An 18,274-nucleotide genomic window follows, 5' to 3' on the forward strand; every position below is an offset into this window, starting at 1 on the left:
AAGGAGTGACTTCTCATGAAAATCGCTGCGGCAACGCTACTGGCCGTGATAGCGGCACCCTGCGCCCAGGCGCAATCGACCGTGGAGCTGAATGTGCGGGGCAGCGTCACGCCGGCCTCGTGCACGCCCGCCCTGACCGGCGGCGGGGTGGTGGACTTCGGCCGCATCTCGGTGCAGGACCTGAGCCAGACCCAGCGCACGCAGCTCAAGCCCAGGCCCATCGGCCTGAGCATCAGCTGCGACGCGGCCACCCGTTTCGCCCTGCGCATGAAGGACAACCGTGATGGCACCGCGCTGGTGAACAGTGGCATCTACTACGGCCTGGGGCTGGACCGGCGCGGCAACCGTATTGGTCTGTACGAGGTGCAGTTCGACCCGAGGCGCATCCAGGCCGATGCGCTCACCCAGGTCTACATCACCGATTCGACCAGCGCCGGGCAGGGCTGGCACGCGGCCGACCTGCAGGTCGACCGGATCGGTGCCAACGACATGCTGCTGGGCTTCAGCGATACCCTGGGCAGTGTCGCCGGCCCTGTGCCTGTCCGTGACCTCACCGCCACCTTGATGGTCCAGGTGGTGGTGGCACCGACCGATACGCTGGATACCAGCGATGACATCGCCTTCGATGGCGAAGGGACGATGGAGGTGGTGTACCTGTAGCGGCGCAGAGTCCCTCGCGGGGCTCGACGCCGCAGGTTCAGGCCTGGCCTGCGGTTGCCGGTTCGCTGGCGTGCGCAGGTTTGGGCAGCGACGACAGGAAAGCCATGATCAGCGCCGCCAGGTACGGCAGCGACTGCACCAGCAGCATGGCCACCCAGAAGCGCATGTCCGAGCTCGGCAGGCCCTGTACCAGATAGATCCCGGCAGCGGCGCCCCACAGCAGCAACATGATGAACAGCTCTTCCCGCGCTTCGGAAATTGCCACCAGCAGGCCATGGCTGTCGGCGTTCTTCGGCGTGCGGAAGAACGGCATGCTGCTGGTGAAGAAGCCGTACAGCACCGCCTTGGCGATGGTGTGCGACAGCGCAAGCCCCGCCAGCGCGGCGGCGAAGGCGTCCTTCAGGTCCACCCCCACCGCGCGCCGGTACAGGAACACGATCTTGCCGACCTTGAAGAAGAACAGCGCCAGCGGCGGGATGGCGAACATCATCAGTGGCGGGTCGACCCGGTGCGGCACGATGATCATCGCCGCCGACCACAGCAGTGCACCGACGGTGAAGAAGATGTTCATGCCATCGGCGATCCACGGCAGCCAGCCGGCCAGGAAGTGATAGCGCTGGCCGCGGGTCAGCTCGCTGTCCTTGCCGCGCAGCAGGGCGCCGGCATGGTGCTTGATGATCTGGATGGCGCCGTACGCCCAGCGGAAGCGCTGCTTCTTGAAGTCGATGAAGGTGTCGGGCATCAGGCCCTTGCCGTAGCTGTTGTGGGCGTAGGCGGCCGACAGGCCTTTCTCGAACACCCGTAGGCCCAGCTCGGCATCCTCGCAGATGCACCATTCGGCCCAGCCCAGCTCTTCGAGCACCGAACGCCGGGTCATGGTCATGGTGCCGTGCTGGATGATCGCGTCACGGTCGTTGCGGGTGACCATGCCGATGTGGAAGAAGCCCTTGTACTCGCTGTAGCACAGCTTCTTGAAGGCGCTTTCGTGCTGGTCGCGGTAGTCCTGGGGCGACTGCACCACGGCGATTTTCGGATCGGCGAAGTGCGGCACCATGTGCTTGAGCCAGTTGCGGTCGACGCAGTAGTCCGAGTCGATCACCGCGATCACTTCGGCGTCCTTGGCGGTGTGCGGGATCAGGTAGTTGAGCGCGCCGCCCTTGAAGCCGGCCAGGGGCGCGACATGGAAGAACTTGAAGCGCTCGCCCAGCTTTTCACAGTGGGCCTTGAGCGGCTCCCACACGGCCGGGTCCTTGGTGTTGTTGTCGATCACCAGCACTTCGTAGTCGGGGTAGTCCAGCGCGGCGAGGGCGTCGAGGGTCTGCTTGACCATCTCGGGCGGCTCGTTGTAGCACGGCACATGCACCGACACCTTCGGGCGATAGGCGCTGTCGGCGTGCACCGGCAGGAATTCCCGCCGCCTTTTGTGTATCCACACCGCCTCGGCCAGTTCGTGGGCCTCGGTGAGCAGGACGATGAATACACCCAACGCACCAAGCGCCAGCAGTATGCCCACGGTCAGGCTGAACAAGGTGCTGTACTGCTGGCTGTAGTCGTAGGCGATCCACACCAGCACCGACCCGCACAGGAAGGTGATGAAGGTGAGGAAGGTGCGCCCACGCTGGCGCAGCGCCGAGCCATCGATGAACAGCACCATGAGCGCGATCATCGCCAGCACCACCGAGGCCACGGCCAGGGCGCGCCACTGCGGGATGGCGACGATCGGGCCTTCGAAGTTGAACTTCTGCTGGCGCTCGGCGTTGAACACGCCCCAGTACGCACCCACCGAGCCTTCGTCGCTGGCTTTCCACGGCTGGTCGTAGGCTTCGATGACGAAGTAGTTGTAGCCGCGGCGGTTGAGGGTATTGACCAGGGTGCGCAGGTAGATGGCCTGGTCGGCCTGGGTGGCGTCGGCGCCGCCGCGCATGCGGCCATTGCTCGGCCAGCCGACCTCCGAGAGCAGCAGCGGCTTGCGCGGGAACTGCTTGCGCAGCTCGCGGGCGCGGTCGAGGACGAACTGCACCGAGTCCTGCATCGGCACGAACTCCCAGTACGGCAGGATGTGCGCGGCGATCAGGTCGACATGCTTGGCAAGCTCGGGATGTTCCTTCCAGATGTGCCACTGCTCACTGGTGGTCACCGGCACTTTCACCGCCTTGCGCACGCGGTCGAGGTAGGCGATCAGTTCCTCGGGGGTGACTTCTTCGCGGAACAGCGCTTCGTTGCCCACCACCACCCGCACGACGCTGCGCGAGGTGTTGGCCAGGCCGATGGCTTTTTCGATCTCACGCTCGTTGCGCTCCAGGTCCTTGCTGATCCAGATGCCCAGGGTAACCCGCAGGCCCAGTTCCTCGGCCAGGCGCGGCACCTCGGCCTGGGTGCCTTCGACGGTATAGATGCGGATGTTGTCGGTCAGCTTGTTCAGCTGTTCCAGGTCCTGGCGAATCTCGTCCTCGCTCGGGTACTGGCCCTTTTGCGGGCTTTCACCGAGGCGGAACGGCGAATAGGAAAAACCGGAGATCTGCTCCGGCCAGGCAGGGGCGGACACCGGGCGGTTGATGAGCGCCCAGAACCCGGTGAACAGCGCGGCGATGGCCAGGACCACCACCAGGTTGAGGCCGAATTTGCGTGATGACATAAGGGTTCGAGGTTCCGAAACTGAGGGCGGGGCGCTGTCTTCGGTGCGTCGGTCCTACGCTTGCCGAAGAAGGCAGTCCGTTGGATTTTCGACAGAGGATGAAGTTCTGTAGCCGCCTGATTGTCGTGCAGATCTTTTTGTCTGATAGGACATTAAAGCAGGCTTGGCAGGACACTTGCCAACGGCAGCCCTTAATCCAGGCGCTTGGCTTATACTGCGCGCCGATTTTTGAGGTATTGGCCTGGGGTACGAACATGAGCACAGAAGATCCACGCTTTGCCGGTGTCGCCCGGCTGTACGGCGATGACGGGCTGCAACGCCTGCGCCAGGCCCATGTTGCCATCGTCGGCATCGGCGGGGTGGGCTCGTGGGCGACCGAGGCCCTGGCACGCAGCGGCGTGGGTGAAATCAGCCTGTTCGACCTCGACGATGTCTGTGTCAGCAACACCAACCGCCAGGCCCATGCGCTGGACGGCCAGGTGGGGCGTCCCAAGGTCGAGGTGATGGCCGAACGCCTGCGGGCGATCAACCCGGCCTGCACGGTGCATGCGGTGGCCGACTTCGTCACCCGCGAGACCATGGCCGAGTACATCACCGAACAGATGGATTGCGTGATCGACTGCATCGACAGCGTGATGGCCAAGGCCGCACTGATCGCTTGGTGCAAGCGGCGCAAGATCGCCATCATCACCACCGGCGGCGCGGGTGGGCAGATCGATCCGACGCGCATCCAGGTTGGCGACCTGAACAAGACCTTCAACGATCCGCTGGCCTCGCGGGTGCGCTCGACCCTGCGCCGGGATTACAACTTCTCGCGCAATACCAGCCGCAATTACCAGGTGCCTTGCGTGTTTTCCAGCGAGCAGCTGCGCTACCCCAAGGGCGATGGCAGCGTGTGCCTGCAGAAGAGCTTCGTCGGTGAGGGCGTGCGGCTGGATTGTTCGGGCGGTTTTGGCGCGGTGATGATGGTGACCGCGACGTTCGGCATGGTGGCGGCGAGCAAGGCGGTGGAGAAGCTGGTTGCCGGCGCGCGGCGGCCGTCGGAGCGGGTCAAGGCTGAATAGACGGCGTTTGCTTCTTCGCGGGTAAACCCGCTCCCACAGGTGCGCGTGAACCGCAAAGCCGACGCAAGACCTGTGGGAGCGGGTTTACCCGCGAAGAAGGCGCCACCGATTCACCGGTTGGAGGCGAGCTCAGCCATACGCTGCAACACCGCATGCAGCCCATTGCTGCGCGATGGCGACAGCTGGCGCTCCAGTCCCAGTTGGCTGAACCAGTCGCCCAGATCCACCTTGGCCAATTCATCACTGGCCAGCCCCTGCACCCTGACCAGCAACAGCGCCAGCAACCCGCGCAACAACCGCGCATCGCTGCTGGCCTTGAACCGCCACTGACCGTCCATCTGCGCGGCCACCAGCCACACCAGGCTCTCGCACCCATGCACCCGGTTGGCCTCGGTTTTCTCACTGTCGTCCAGCGCTTGCAGCCGATCCCCCCACTGCATCAGCAGCCGTGCCCGTTGCTCCCAGCCGCGTGCCTGCTGGAAACTCTCCAGCGCCTGGCTGGCTTCTGGCGACAGGCTCATCGCAGCAGCTCCAGGCCTTGGTCGAGCGCGTCGAAGAAGCGCTGCAGGTCATCGCTGTCGCTGTACAGCCCCAGCGATACGCGGATCGCGCCCTCCAGTCCCATGCCCTTGAGCAGCGGCATGGCGCAATGATGCCCGGCGCGTACGGCAATGCCCTGTTCGGTCAGCAGGTGGGCGATATCGGCGTTGTGCACACCTTCGATGATGAAGCTGGCCAGCGCTGCCTGTGGTGAACCCAGCAGGCGAATGCCTTCGCGATCCCCCAGGCCCCGCAGCAGTTGCTGGTGCAGGCTGGCCTCATGACGGGCAACGGCCTCGCCATCGAGGCTGGCCAGGTAATCCAGGGTCGCCCCCAAGGCGATCACGCTGGCGATTGGTGGTGTGCCGGCCTCGAAGCCCAGCGGCGCGGGACGGAAACTGGCGCTCTGGTACTCGGCCATTTGCACCATTTCGCCACCGAACTGCCAGTGGCGCAGCAGCGCCAGGGCCTGCTGGCGGCCATACAGCACGCCGACACCGTCGGGGCCGTACAGCTTGTGGCTGGAGAACACGTAGAAGTCGCAGCCCAGTTGCTGCATATCGTGCCGGCCATGCACCACGCCCTGGGCGCCGTCGACCACGGTCAGCGCGCCTTGGGCCTGGGCGTGCGCCAGCAGGGGAGCCAGGGGTTGCCAGGTGCCGAGCACGTTGGACAGCTGGCTGATGGCGAGCAGGCGAGTCCGTGGGCCGATCAACTGCAGGGCCTGGTCCAGATCGACATGGCCCTGTTCATTCACCGGCAACACCACCAGGCGCAGTTGACGCCGTTGCGCCAGCTGCTGCCATGGCAACAGATTGGCGTGGTGTTCCAGGGCGCTGACGGCGATTTCGTCGCCGGCCTCGAAGCGGTGTTCCAGGCCATAGGCCAGCAGGTTAAGCGCTGAAGTGGCGCCATGGGTGAAGACGATCTGCCGCGAGTCGGCGCCATTGAGCCAGGCGCAGGCTTTGTCACGGCTGGCTTCGAAGGCTTGGGTGGCGAGGGCGCCCGGCAGGTGCTGGGCACGGTGCACGTTGGCCGCGCCATGGCCGTAATAGTGGCTCAGGGCGTCGAGCAGGGCCTGCGGTTTCTGCGTGGTGGCGGCGCTGTCCAGGTAGGTCTGGTGCTGGCGTTGCAGGGCGGCGATGGCGGGGAAGTCGGCACGCCAGGGGGAGGGCTGGAACATGTTCGCGGGGCCTGGAATGAAAAATCGGGGCGGGCCTTGCGGCCAGCCCCGATCTTATCACTTCGAACCCGCAGGTTCTCAGTTGTGGGCGTGCAGCGCCTCGTTCAGCTCGATGGCCGACTTGTGGGTCTTGCACTCCACCGCGCCGTTGAGCGAGTTGCGGCGGAACAGCAGGTCGGTCTGGCCGGCCAGGTCACGGGCCTTGACCACCTTGACCAGCTGGTTGTTTTCGTCCAGCAGGTTCACCTTGGTACCGGCGGTGATGTACAGGCCGGCTTCCACGGTGTTGCGATCGCCCAGCGGGATGCCGATACCGGCGTTGGCGCCGATCAGGCAGCCTTCGCCGACCTTGATGACGATGTTGCCGCCACCGGACAGGGTGCCCATGGTCGAGCAGCCGCCGCCGAGGTCCGAGCCCTTGCCGACGAAGACGCCAGCGGAGACGCGGCCTTCGATCATGCCCGGGCCTTCGGTGCCGGCGTTAAAGTTGACGAAGCCTTCGTGCATGATGGTGGTGGCTTCGCCGATGTAGGCGCCCAGGCGTACGCGGGCGGCATCGGCGATGCGCACACCGGCCGGCACGACGTAGTCGGTCATCTTCGGGAACTTGTCCACCGAGAACACTTCCAGCAGTTCGCCCTTCAGGCGCGCTTCCAGTTGCAGTTCGGCCAGTTCGGCCAGGTCGACCGCGCCCTGGTTGGTCCAGGCCACGTTCGGCAGCAGCGGGAAGATGCCGGCCAGCGAAACGCCGTGTGGCTTGACCAGGCGGTGCGACAGCAGGTGCAGCTTGAGGTAGGCCTCTGGGGTGGACGCCAGGGCACCGTCTTCGGCCAGCACGGTGGCGACCAGCGGCTTGTGGCTCTCGGCCAGGCGGGTCAGCAGGGCGGCCTGGGCGGCATCGACGCCTTTCACGGCTTCGGCCAGCTGCGCGGCCTGGGCGTTGCTGAAGGCGATGGCCTGGTTGCCACCTTCATAGCCAAGGATCGGCGCGATGGCGGCGACCAGCTCGGCGGATGGGTTGAGCAAAGGCTGCGCGTAGAAGACTTCCAGCCAGGCGCCCTGGCGGTTCTGGGTGCCGACACCGAAGGCCAGGCTGAACAGGGTATTGGACATGTGATTACCTCGTGCGAAATAGGGTAGGGGCTCAGGCCAGGGCAGCGGCGTACAGGTCGGGCTTGAAGCCGACCAGGGTACGCGCGCCAAGGTCCAGCACCGGGCGTTTGATCATCGACGGCTGGGCCAGCATCAGCTCGACGGCCTTGGCCTGGTCGAGGTCTGCCTTGCTGGCGTCGTCCAGCTTGCGGAAGGTGGTGCCGGCACGGTTGAGGATGACTTCCCAGCCGTGTTCGTCGCACCAGCGGTTCAGGCTGTCACGGTCGATGCCTTGGGTTTTGTAATCGTGGAATTGGTAGGCGATGGCCTTGTCTTCGAGCCAGGTACGCGCCTTTTTCATGGTGTCGCAGGCTTTGATGCCGTAGAGAGTGTAAGCCATTGAATGCCTGGGGCTGCCGGGCCTGGCCGGGCGTCCCCGATGCTCCTTGAAGACTGGGTGGGGGCGATTATGCGATATCAAGGGTGCTGGCGCCACGGCTGCGGGCCAGAAGGTACGGCTTGAGGTGTGTCATTCGCGTGCGGGTAGCATTGTGTTACATATTCTGGGTCTGGTTGCGACTATCGTGGAGCGGTCCAGCCTAGCCGGTCGCCGCTAACATATTGTTTCAAAGGCGATGTTTCGCCCCCGCTGTCGTTGTTTCGATTACACAGGAAGCTTGCCGATGCAGTCAGCCTATACCGTCCTAATCCTGCTGATGCTGGTGAGCCTGTCGAAACTGGTGGGGCGCGTGGTGCCGCTGCCGTTGCCGTTGGTGCAGATCGGCGCAGGCGCCTTGCTGGCCTGGCCGACCCTGGGCCTGCATGTGGCGCTGGACCCGGAACTGTTCCTGTTCCTGTTCTTGCCGCCGCTGCTGTTCGCCGATGGCTGGCGCATGCCCAAGCGCGAACTGTGGCGCATCCGCGGGCCTGTGGTGGCGCTGGCGGTGGGGCTGGTGTTGTTCACCGTGGTCGGCGCCGGTTACTTCATCCACTGGTTGCTGCCGAGTATCCCGTTGGCCGTCGCCTTCGCCCTGGCGGCGGTGTTGTCGCCCACCGATGCCGTGGCGGTCTCGGCCATCGCCCAGGACCGCTTGCCTACCCCGCTGATGCACATGCTCCAGGGCGAAGCGCTGATGAACGACGCCTCGGGCCTGGTGACCTTCAAGTTCGCCCTGGTCGCGGCCATCACCGGGGTGTTCTCCCTGACCGAAGCCAGCCTCACCTTCGTTGTTGTCGCCCTGGGCGGCCTGGCGGTGGGGGTGGTCCTGAGCTGGCTGGTGGGACGCCTGCGCATGTGGATGATCACCCGCGGCTGGGACGACCCGGCCACCCACGTGGTGTTCATGTTGCTGTTGCCGTTCGCTGCCTACGTGCTGGCCGAGCGCCTTGGGGTGTCGGGCATTCTTTCGGCGGTGGCCGCCGGCATGATGCAGAGCTGGCTTGACCTGCTACCACGCCAGACCAGTACGCGACTGCTCAACCGCAGTGTCTGGTCGTTGCTCGAATTCGCCTTCAATGGCCTGATCTTCCTGCTGCTGGGCCTGCAGTTGCCGGACATCATCAAGGCGGTGGTCAGTCACGAGCCGGCCGTCTGGCCGGCGTTGGCCTGGCGTTGTCTGGACGTGCTGGCGATTTTCGCCGCGCTGGTGTTGCTGCGCTTCGTCTGGGTGCAGAGCATCTGGCGTGCCATCGGCGTGGTGCGGCGCTGGCGCGGCAAGCCGGCGCTGGTGCTGATGCCGACTGCGCGGTCGTGCTGGCTGTTGACCCTGGGTGGGGTACGCGGGGCGGTGACCCTGGCCGGCGTGATGTCGATCCCGTTGCTGATCGGGGCTGGCCAGGCCTTTCCTGAGCGTGACCTGCTGATCTTTATTGCCGCTGGGGTGATCCTGTTGTCGCTGGTCAGTGCCGTGATCGCCTTGCCGATCCTGCTGCGCGGCGTTACCCGCAGCCCGGATGAGCGTCTGCGCCAGGAAGTTCAGGAAGCCTGGCGACGCACGGCGGAGGCTGCGATCCATGCCTTGGAGGCAGAAGAGGTGACCGACGCCAATGCACCGCAGGATGCCGCCCAGGCCACCTTGGCGGCCGAGCTCAAGGCGCGGTTGATGGCTGAGTACCGCGATGAGCTCGACAGTTACAACGACAGCGCCGAGGCCCGGGCGCTGGCCGAACAGATGGACTTGCTGGAGCGCCGTTTGCGGCAGAGGGCGCTGCGGGCGCAGCGCTTGGAACTGTACAACCTGCATCGCCAGCATCTGGTGGGCGACGAAGTGGTTCGCCAGGTACTGGGCGAGCTGGACATGAGTGAGGCGAACCTGGGGCAGGTCAGGTAGGGCGCCGAAACCGGGGAGAGCCCGTGCCCACCAGGAGCACGGGCGTTGCCTTGCTTACTCGCAGGCGGCAGAGCGATCGAGGCGTAGCAGGGTTTCGCCCGTCTCGATGAAGCCGTTGTCGTTCACATCCATCAGGGCCAGGATTCGATCCATGTCCTCGCTGGTGTGGTAGTCCTCGAAGCGCTTCCTGAATTCTTCGAGCGAAACCTTGCCGTCGCCGTTGTCATCCATTTCGAGGAGCCAGGTCTTGGCATCCTGACATATATCGTTACTGATCAGGGGCATGGGTATTACCTCGTCTGCGGTAGAGGAGGCGTGACTCTAGTGCCGGTCTGGCCGAGGCCGATATTGGCGTTTTCACCCTGGCCGGTAGGGCAATTCGATTTCGTCGAATTGCCCTGCTGGTCGGTACTGGTTTCTGGGTGGGTCAGCGGGTCAGGAAGGCACGAATACGCTCGGCGGCCTCGATGCACTCGGCCAACGGCGCGACCAATGCCATGCGCACACGGCCAGCGCCTGGGTTGACGCCATCCACTTCACGGGACAGGTACGAGCCCGGCACCACGGTCACGTGTTCGGCCTCGAACAGGTCGCGGGTGAAGGCGGCGTCGTCGTTGCCCGGTACCTTGGCCCACAGGTAGAAACTGCCGTCCGGGCGCTGAACGTCCATTACCGGTTGCAGGATGTCGAGCACCGCATCGTACTTGGCGCGGTAAAGGTCGCGGTTCTCGCGCACATGGGCCTCGTCCTGCCAGGCGGCGACGCTGGCCAGCTGGGTTTGCACCGGCATGGCGCAGCCGTGGTAGGTGCGGTACAGCAGGAACGGCTTGATGATGCTGGCGTCGCCGGCGACGAACCCCGAGCGCAGGCCAGGCAGGTTGGAGCGCTTGGACAGGCTGTGGAACACCACGCAGCGCTTGAAGTCACTGCGGCCAAGCTCGGCGCAGGCGCTCAGCAGGCCCGGAGGCGGTGCGTCTTCGTCGAAATACAGCTCGCTGTAGCACTCGTCGGCGGCGATCACGAAATCGTGCTCGTCGGCCAGGGCGATCAGCTTCTTCAGGGTGTCCATCGGCACCAGCGCGCCGGTGGGGTTGCCCGGCGAGCACAGGAACAGGATCTGGCAGCGCTTCCACACTTCGGCCGGCACGGCGTCGAAGTCGGGGTTGAAGCCGTTGCTTTCCAGGCACGGCAGGTAATGCGGGGTGGCGCCGGCCAGCAGCGCCGCGCCTTCGTAGATCTGGTAGAACGGGTTGGGGCTGACTACCAGGCCGTCATCGGCGCGGTTGACCACGGCCTGGGTGAAGGCGAACAGCGCCTCGCGGGTGCCGTTGACCGGCAGGATATGGCGCTCGGCATCGAGCCAGCCGGTCGGCACGCCGAAACGCTGCTCACACCACTGGCCGATGGCCTGGCGCAGGGCCGGCAGGCCGATTGTGCTCGGGTACACCGCCAGCTTGTCGAGGTTGTCGGCCATGGCCTGGGCGACGAATGCCGGCGATGCATGCTTCGGCTCACCGATCGACAGGGCGATGGCGCGTTTGTCCGCTGCCGGTTGTACGGTGCCCAGCAGGGCGCGCAGTTTCTCGAACGGGTAGGGCTGAAGCTGGGTCAAGGCATGGTTCATCGGCGCAAGGTCTCGTAATCGTCAAAAGGTCATGCGGGTAGGGCTGGCGTCGCTGGCCTGGCCGGCCTGCAGCTGCTGGACGATGGCTTCCTGCAGGCGGCTGCACAGCTGCGGGTCGGACAGCGGCTGGTTGTCGGCATCGGTGATGAAGAACACGTCTTCCACGCGTTCGCCCAGGGTGGCGATCTTGGCGTTCTGCAGCGACAGGTCGAACTCCAGGAAGATCCGCCCGATCCGCGCCAGCAGGCCGGGGCGGTCGGGGGCGGTGATCTCGAGGATGGTCACCGGGCGCTGGGCGTCGTTGAGGATGGTCACCTGGGGTGGGAAGTCGAAATGCTTGAGCTGGCGCGGCACCCGGCGCTGGATGATGGTCGGGTAGTCCTCGGGGTTGCGCAGGGCTTCGGTCAGGCCGTCGCGGATCTGTTTGACCCGCTGCGGGTTGTCGCCGATCGAACCGCCGTCGTTGTCGAGCACGATGTAGGTGTCGAGGGTGAACTGGCTGCTCGAGGTGATGATGCGCGCGTCATGGATGTTCAGGTTGAGTTGCGACATCGCGGCGACGGTCACGGCGAAGAAGTCGTGCTGGTCGGGAGCGTAGATGAAGATCTGCGTGCCGCCCTCGAACTCGCGCTGGGTGGTCTCCTTGATCAGCACCAGCGGACCGCCATCGGCCGGCTGCTGGAGGATCGCGTCGGAGTGCCAGGCCACGTCGGCGGCGTTGTGCTTGAGGAAATAGTCATCGCCCAGCTGCGACCAGAGCTGCTCGACGTCGTCCGGGTCGGTGCCTTCGCGCACCAGGATGTCCAGTGCCGCGGTTTGCGTCTGGCGAATCTGCTCTTCGCGGTCCAGCGGGTTTTCCAGGCCACGGCGCAGCGCACGCTTGGTCTCGGTGTAGAGCTGGCGCAGCAGGCTGGCGCGCCAGGAGTTCCACAGGCTGGGGTTGGTGGCGTTGATGTCGGCCACGGTCAGCACGTAGAGGTAGTCCAGGCGTGTCTCGTCGCCGACATGCAGGGCGAAATCGTTGATCACCTGTGGGTCGGAGAGGTCCTTGCGCTGGGCGGTGGTGGACATCACCAGGTGGTTCAGCACCAGCCAGACGATCAGGCGGCTATCCCAGGCCGGCAGCTGGTGGCGCTCGCAGAACGCCTGCGCATCGACGGCGCCCAGCTCGGAGTGGTCGCCCTGGCGGCCCTTGCCGATGTCATGGTACAGCCCGGCCAGGTAGATCAGCTCGGGTTTGGGCAGGCGGCCCATGAGCTTGCTGGCCAGCGGGAATTTTTCCGATACCGGGGTGTACTGCAGTTTGCGCAGGTGCTTGATCAGGTTGAGTGTGTGGGCATCGACCGTATAGATGTGGAACAGGTCGTGCTGCATCTGCCCGACGATCAGGCCGAACTCCGGCAGGTAGCGGCCAAGAATGCCGTAGCGGTTCATCCGTCGCAGGTTGCGGTGGATACCGATCTCGCACTTGAACAGCTCGATGAACAGGCTGGTGTTGCGAATGTCGTGGCGGAACTTGTCGTCGATCAGGTGGCGGTGTTCGCGCAGCAGGCGCACGGTGTCGGCGCGTACCCCCTTGATTTCGGGGTGCTGGGCCATCAGCACGAAGATCTCGAGCATGGCGAACGGTGTGCGGCGGAACACGTTGGGGCTTACCGCTTCTATATAGCCGTCGTGCAGGCGGAAGCGGGCATTGAGCGGTGTGGTGCTGCCACTGTCGTCATCGGCGAGGATCACTTCCTCGAAGTGCTGGATGATCAGGTCGCACAACTGGCTGATGCTCATCACCACCCGGTAGTACTGCTGCATGAACTGCTCGATGGCGCGCTTGGGGTTTTCGTCGCTGTAGCCCAGCAGCGCGGCGATGCTGCGCTGGTGGTCGAACAGCAGGCGATCTTCGGCGCGCCCGGCGAGCATGTGCAGGGCGTAGCGCACGCGCCAGAGGAAGGCCTGCGACGAGGCCAGCAACTCGTTCTCGCTCTCCAGCAGGAAGCCTTCGCCGGCCAGCGCGTGCAAGTTCAGGGTGCCGTACTGGCGGCGAGCCACCCACAGTACGGTCTGGATGTCGCGCAGGCCGCCGGGCCCACCTTTGACATTGGGCTCGAGGTTGTACTCGGTGTCGTTGTACTTGTGGTGGCGGGCCTTGAGTTCGGCGCGCTTGGCCAGGAAGAACTCCTTGCTCGGCCACATGTGCGCGGTGCTGGTGACTTCCAGCATGCGCTGGCGCAGCGACTCGGGGCCGGCAATGGTGCGGCTTTCCATCAGGTTGGTGATGACCGTGAGGTCGGCCCGGGCCTGTTCGGCGCACTCGTCCACGGTGCGCACGCTCTGGCCGACTTCCAGGCCGATGTCCCACAGCAGGGTGAGGAAGCGTTCGATGGCGTCGCGGTACTGCTCGTGCTCGGCGGCGTCGAGCAGGATCAGCAGGTCGATGTCCGACCAGGGGTGCAACTCGCCACGCCCGTAGCCGCCGACCGCTACCAGGGCGATGCCGTGCGCCTGGCCCCAGGTGAACTGGTGCCAGGCCTGCTGCAGGATGTTGTCGACGAACCAGGCGCGGTCCTCGATCAGCCGACGGATCTCGCGGCCTTCACGGAAACGCTTGTCGAGCACCTCGCCGGCCATGCGAATGGCTTTCTTGAAAGCGGCGATGGGGCTTGCCTTGAGGGCCAGTTCCGCCTGGAACTGGCCACGGTCGAACAGCTCGGGATCCACCTGGGGCATCGAGTCGCGTTCCTGTGTATGAAGATCAGGCCGAGGTGCGCGGCAGGGTGTCGTCCTTGCGCAGGGTGAACACCTCGTAGCCGGTGGCGGTCACCACCAGGGTGTGTTCCCACTGGGCGGAGAGCTTGCGGTCCTTGGTGATGGCGGTCCAGCCGTCGCCCAGTACCTTGGTGTCGGCCTTGCCCTGGTTGATCATCGGCTCGATGGTGAAGGTCATGCCTTCCTTGAGTTCCATGCCGGTGCCGGCGCGGCCGTAGTGCAGGATCTGCGGCTCTTCGTGGAACACCTTGCCGATGCCGTGGCCGCAGAACTCACGAACCACCGAGAAACCGTTCTTCTCGGCGTGTTTCTGGATCACTTCGCCGATATCGCCCAGGCGGCAGCCCGGCTTGACCAGCTCGATGGCCTTGTACAGGCACTCCTGGGTGACCTGCGACAGGCGCTCGGCCCAGGGCGCGACGGTGCCGACGTGGAACATGCGGCTGGTGTCGCCGTGGTAGCCGTCCTTGATCACGGTGACATCGATGTTGATGGTGTCACCGTCCTTGAGCGGCTTCTCGTTGGGGATGCCGTGGCACACCACATGGTTGATCGAGGTGCAGATCGACTTGGGGAAGCCTTTGTAGTTGAGCGGCGCCGGGATCGCCTGCTGGACGTTGACGATGTAGTCGTGGCACAGGCGGTCGAGCTCTTCGGTGGTGACACCGGGCTTGACGTGCGCTTCGATCATTTCCAGCACTTCGGCGGCCAGGCGGCCGGCAATGCGCATCTTTTCGATGTCTTCTGCAGTCTTGATGGTAACGGTCATGAACAGGCTCTCTACGGCACCGCGTACGGCGCAAACAAACGGGAAAGGCCGGATTCTAACAGAGCGCGGCGGCGATCTGTCGGGATAAACCGGTAGTTCCGGCGGTCTATTGAAGGCATTCTGGCCCCAAAGCGGGGCTGCTGCAAAAGCCGCTGACGGACGAAGCATCATGCGGGTTCCGTTCGTTCGTACTCTGTGGTATAAAATGCGCCGCTTTCGGGGGATGACCTCCGTAAGCTCAAACCCACACACGTGTCGACACGATGACCTGGGTGCCCCGAATCCACGAATTCGCGGGTTGGTCATTGGGATGCGTGGAGGCCCAACCCGACTTATCAAGGAACTATCATGTCCCAAGTCAACATGCGCGATATGCTGAAGGCCGGTGTGCACTTCGGCCACCAGACCCGTTACTGGAACCCGAAAATGGGCAAGTACATTTTCGGCGCGCGTAACAAGATCCACATCATCAACCTGGAAAAAACCCTGCCGATGTTCAACGACGCTCTGTCGTTCGTCGAGCGCCTGGCCCAGGGCAAGAACAAGATCATGTTCGTCGGCACCAAGCGTTCCGCCGGCAAGATCGTCGCCGAGCAAGCTGCTCGTTGCGGTTCGCCATACGTTGACCACCGCTGGTTGGGCGGCATGCTGACCAACTACAAAACCATCCGTGCTTCGATCAAGCGTCTGCGCGACCTGGAAGTCCAGGCCGAAGATGGCACCTTCGCCAAGCTGACCAAGAAAGAAGCCCTGATGCGTTCGCGCGATCTGGAAAAACTGGACCGCAGCCTGGGTGGTATCAAGGACATGGGCGGTCTGCCTGACGCACTGTTCGTTATCGACGTTGATCACGAGCGCATCGCGATCACCGAAGCCAACAAGCTGGGCATCCCGGTTATCGGCGTTGTCGATACCAACAGCAGCCCAGAAGGCGTTGACTACGTCATTCCAGGTAACGACGACGCCATCCGCGCCATCGAGCTGTACATGACTTCGATGGCTGACGCCGTCATCCGCGGCCGCAACAACGTTGCTGGCGGCACCGAAGTCTACGTTGAAGAAGCGGCTGCACCTGCTGCTGAGTAATTGACGCTTAGCGTCTACTTGGCACGCAAAAAGGGGGCTAGGCCCCCTTTTTGCCACCTTGAAATCCTGCTGTCAGCAACGCCCCCGCATCATGGGCGCGCTGATACATAAAGGCAGCGGATTTGCAGAATTTAACGCCCGTGAAGAACGGGTGGAATGGTTGAAAAACTTTCCAAGAGGATTTTGAAATGGCAGCAATTACTGCAGCGCTGGTCAAAGAACTGCGCGAGCGTACCGGCGAAGGCATGATGGATTGCAAGAAGGCCCTGGAAAAGGCCGGCGGCGACATCGAAAAAGCCATCGACGACATGCGTGCTTCGGGCGCCATCAAGGCCGCCAAGAAAGCCGGCAACGTTGCCGCTGAAGGCGCTATCGCCGTCAAGACCGACGGTAAAGCCGCCGTTCTGCTGGAAGTGAACTCGCAGACCGACTTCCTGGCCCTGCAAGACGACTTCAAGAACTTCGTCGCTGAAAGCGTTGAAGAAGCCTTCGCCCAGAAGCTGACCGAAGCCGCTCCGCTGATCGCTTCCCGCGAAGCCGCTCGCGAAGCCCTGGTTGCCAAGTGCGGCGAGAACGTCAACATCCGTCGCCTGGTGCGCGTTGAGGGTGACGTTGTCGGTGCCTACCTGCACGGCAACAAGATCGGTGCTGTCGTTGTCCTGAAAGGCGGCGACGTCGAGCTGGCCAAGAACATCGCCATGCACGTTGCAGCTTCGAACCCAGAGTTCCTGCTGCCGTCGGAAGTTTCGGCCGAAGCCATCGAGCGCGAGAAGGGCGTCTTCATGCAGCTGAACGCTGACAAGATCGCCGGCAAGCCAGAAAACATCGTCGAGAACATGGTCAAGGGCCGTATCTCGAAGTTCCTGGCCGAAGCTTCGCTGGTCGAGCAAGCCTTCGTCATGAACCCGGAAATCAAGGTCGGCGAGCTGGCCAAGAAAGCCGGTGCTGAAATCGTTTCCTTCACCTACTTCAAAGTAGGCGAAGGCATCGAGAAGCCAGTCGACAACTTCGCTGAAGAAGTTGCTGCTCAGCTGGCTGCTGCCAAGCAGTAAGACAGACTCGTCTGTCGCCCCAAAGAGGCTGCCCGCTCACGCGCGCAGCCTCTTTGTCAAAGCGGCAGCGGTTTACCCAACCGCTGCTCGCTGACGCACAAGCGTGCGTCACGCTAGAGTTACGCGCAGGCTGAAACAGCCCGCCAGAATTTTACAAACGCCGCAGGAGAGATTCGCAATGGCTCAGCAGGGCAGTGGTTATCAGGCTCGCTATAAACGCATTCTACTCAAACTGAGCGGCGAGGCCCTGATGGGCTCGGAAGAGTTCGGGATCGACCCCAAGGTCCTGGATCGCATGGCGCTGGAAGTTGGCCAACTGGTCGGTATCGGTGTTCAGGTCGGTCTGGTGATCGGTGGTGGCAACCTGTTCCGTGGCGCGGCGCTCAGTGCAGCCGGCATGGACCGTGTCACCGGCGACCACATGGGCATGCTGGCAACCGTGATGAACGCCCTGGCCATGCGCGACGCGCTGGAGCGTGCGAACATCACCGCCATCGTCATGTCGGCCATCTCCATGGTCGGTGTGACCGATCACTATGATCGCCGCAAAGCCATGCGTCACCTGAACGCGAAAGAAGTCGTGATCTTCGCGGCCGGTACCGGCAATCCGTTCTTTACCACCGACTCCGCCGCTTGCCTGCGCGCCATCGAAATCGATGCCGACGTAGTATTGAAAGCAACCAAGGTCGATGGTGTATACACTGCAGATCCATTCAAAGACCCGCATGCCGAGAAGTTCGATCATCTGACCTACGATGAAGTGCTGGATCGCAAGCTGGGTGTAATGGACCTGACGGCAATTTGTCTGTGCCGCGACCACAAGATGCCGCTGCGCGTCTTCAACATGAATAAGCCTGGCGCCCTGCTGAACATCGTGCACGGCGGCGCTGAAGGAACCCTGATCGAGGAAGTTCAGAAATGATCAACGACATCAAGAAAGACGCCCAGGACCGCATGGGCAAGTCCATCGAGGCGCTGGGTCGCCACCTGGCTGCCATCCGCACCGGCCGTGCCCACCCAAGCATCCTGGATAGCGTCAAGGTTCCGGCCTGGGGTAGCGACATGCCGCTGAACCAGGTGGCCGCGATCACCGTCGAAGATGCCCGCACCCTGAAGATCGTCGCCCACGACAAGAACCTCAGTGCAGCCATCGAGAAGGCCATCCTGACCTCCGACCTGGGCCTGAACCCGTCCAGCGCCGGTACCACCATCCGTGTACCGATGCCGGCCCTGACCGAGGAAACCCGCAAGGGTTACACCAAGCAGGCCAGCGGCGTTGCCGAAGATGCCAAGGTTGCCGTGCGCAACGTGCGTCGCGATGCCCTTGCCGAGCTGAAGAAGCTGACCAAGGACAAGGAAATCAGCGAAGACGAAGAACGTCGCGCCGCTGATGAAATCCAGAAGCTGACCGACAAGTTCGTCGCCGAAGTCGACGCCGCGTACAAAGCCAAGGAAAAGGACCTGTTGGCCGTCTAA

At 63.7% G+C, this 18,274-nt stretch carries 16 protein-coding genes; 7 read left to right on the forward strand and 9 right to left on the reverse strand.

The features are described from left to right. The first annotated feature begins 15 nt into the window (after window positions 1-15). Window positions 16-660 carry a DUF1120 domain-containing protein gene (locus RTH46_RS08160; protein WP_316905396.1) on the forward strand — a complete coding sequence of 215 codons (645 nt, stop codon included), beginning with the start codon at window positions 16-18 and terminating at the stop codon, window positions 658-660. 37 nt (window positions 661-697) lie between these two features. Here the strand turns inward: RTH46_RS08160 and RTH46_RS08165 are convergent, their stop codons facing one another. After that, on the reverse strand, window positions 698-3,295 hold the full coding sequence (locus RTH46_RS08165; protein ID WP_316905397.1) for a glycosyltransferase: 2,598 nt from the start codon (window positions 3,293-3,295) through the stop codon (window positions 698-700). A 254-nt stretch (window positions 3,296-3,549) separates the two neighbouring features. Here RTH46_RS08165 and tcdA point away from each other — a divergent pair, with 254 nt between their 5' ends. Next, entirely contained in the window at window positions 3,550-4,359 is an 810-nt protein-coding gene (tcdA, locus tag RTH46_RS08170; RefSeq protein WP_316905398.1) for a tRNA cyclic N6-threonylcarbamoyladenosine(37) synthase TcdA, read from the forward strand. A gap of 110 nt (window positions 4,360-4,469) precedes the next feature. On the opposite strand, the gene RTH46_RS08175 is transcribed toward tcdA, so the two are convergent. The 4 genes from RTH46_RS08175 to RTH46_RS08190 all read right to left on the reverse strand — a co-directional run bounded on the left by RTH46_RS08175 (window position 4,470) and on the right by RTH46_RS08190 (window position 7,574). Beyond that, window positions 4,470-4,880 (reverse strand): SufE family protein, encoded by a 411-nt coding sequence (locus RTH46_RS08175; RefSeq protein ID WP_316905399.1) that lies wholly within the window; start codon window positions 4,878-4,880, stop codon window positions 4,470-4,472. Next, window positions 4,877-6,082: a cysteine desulfurase gene (locus tag RTH46_RS08180; protein WP_316905400.1), complete on the reverse strand. Its 1,206-nt coding sequence runs from the start codon at window positions 6,080-6,082 to the stop codon at window positions 4,877-4,879. Before RTH46_RS08180 ends, RTH46_RS08175 begins: the two co-directional genes overlap by 4 nt. Window positions 6,083-6,160: 78 nt before the next feature. Continuing rightward, window positions 6,161-7,195: a 2,3,4,5-tetrahydropyridine-2,6-dicarboxylate N-succinyltransferase gene (gene dapD / locus RTH46_RS08185; RefSeq protein ID WP_316905401.1), complete on the reverse strand. Its 1,035-nt coding sequence runs from the start codon at window positions 7,193-7,195 to the stop codon at window positions 6,161-6,163. Between the two features lie 31 nt (window positions 7,196-7,226). Further along, window positions 7,227-7,574 carry an ArsC family reductase gene (locus RTH46_RS08190; protein WP_153787560.1) on the reverse strand — a complete coding sequence of 116 codons (348 nt, stop codon included), beginning with the start codon at window positions 7,572-7,574 and terminating at the stop codon, window positions 7,227-7,229. Between the two features lie 283 nt (window positions 7,575-7,857). Between RTH46_RS08190 and RTH46_RS08195 the strand changes: the two genes are divergently transcribed. Further along, entirely contained in the window at window positions 7,858-9,504 is a 1,647-nt protein-coding gene (locus tag RTH46_RS08195) for a Na+/H+ antiporter (protein ID WP_153787561.1), read from the forward strand. A 54-nt stretch (window positions 9,505-9,558) separates the two neighbouring features. Here the strand turns inward: RTH46_RS08195 and RTH46_RS08200 are convergent, their stop codons facing one another. The 4 genes from RTH46_RS08200 to map form a co-directional block, all read right to left on the reverse strand. Beyond that, window positions 9,559-9,789, reverse strand: a complete 231-nt coding sequence (locus RTH46_RS08200; RefSeq protein ID WP_316905402.1) for a hypothetical protein — start codon at window positions 9,787-9,789, stop codon at window positions 9,559-9,561. Window positions 9,790-9,931: 142 nt separating this feature from the next. Then, complete coding sequence (dapC, locus tag RTH46_RS08205; protein WP_316905403.1) at window positions 9,932-11,128, reverse strand: succinyldiaminopimelate transaminase; 1,197 nt, start codon at window positions 11,126-11,128, stop codon at window positions 9,932-9,934. Window positions 11,129-11,149: 21 nt separating this feature from the next. Then, window positions 11,150-13,852, reverse strand: a complete 2,703-nt coding sequence (locus tag RTH46_RS08210; protein WP_316905404.1) for a [protein-PII] uridylyltransferase — start codon at window positions 13,850-13,852, stop codon at window positions 11,150-11,152. Window positions 13,853-13,877: 25 nt separating this feature from the next. Beyond that, window positions 13,878-14,660, reverse strand: coding sequence for a type I methionyl aminopeptidase (gene map / locus RTH46_RS08215; RefSeq protein WP_110992424.1), 783 nt, complete (start codon window positions 14,658-14,660; stop codon window positions 13,878-13,880). A gap of 348 nt (window positions 14,661-15,008) precedes the next feature. On the opposite strand from map, the gene rpsB reads away from it, so the two are divergent. The 4 genes from rpsB to frr all read left to right on the forward strand — a co-directional run bounded on the left by rpsB (window position 15,009) and on the right by frr (window position 18,274). Next, the gene (rpsB, locus tag RTH46_RS08220) at window positions 15,009-15,746 is read left to right on the forward strand and encodes a 30S ribosomal protein S2 (protein WP_110992423.1); all 738 of its coding nucleotides are present in this window, start codon (window positions 15,009-15,011) and stop codon (window positions 15,744-15,746) included. A gap of 188 nt (window positions 15,747-15,934) precedes the next feature. Then, a complete protein-coding gene (gene tsf, locus RTH46_RS08225) occupies window positions 15,935-16,798 on the forward strand; it encodes a translation elongation factor Ts (protein WP_316905405.1) in 864 nt (287 codons plus the stop codon). Window positions 16,799-16,976: 178 nt separating this feature from the next. Beyond that, window positions 16,977-17,720, forward strand: coding sequence for a UMP kinase (gene pyrH, locus RTH46_RS08230; protein WP_016392310.1), 744 nt, complete (start codon window positions 16,977-16,979; stop codon window positions 17,718-17,720). After that, entirely contained in the window at window positions 17,717-18,274 is a 558-nt protein-coding gene (gene frr, locus RTH46_RS08235) for a ribosome recycling factor (RefSeq protein WP_316905406.1), read from the forward strand. Before pyrH ends, frr begins: the two co-directional genes overlap by 4 nt.

This window comes from Pseudomonas sp. zfem004 (assembly GCF_032621715.1).
GTDB lineage: Bacteria > Pseudomonadota > Gammaproteobacteria > Pseudomonadales > Pseudomonadaceae > Aquipseudomonas > Aquipseudomonas sichuanensis.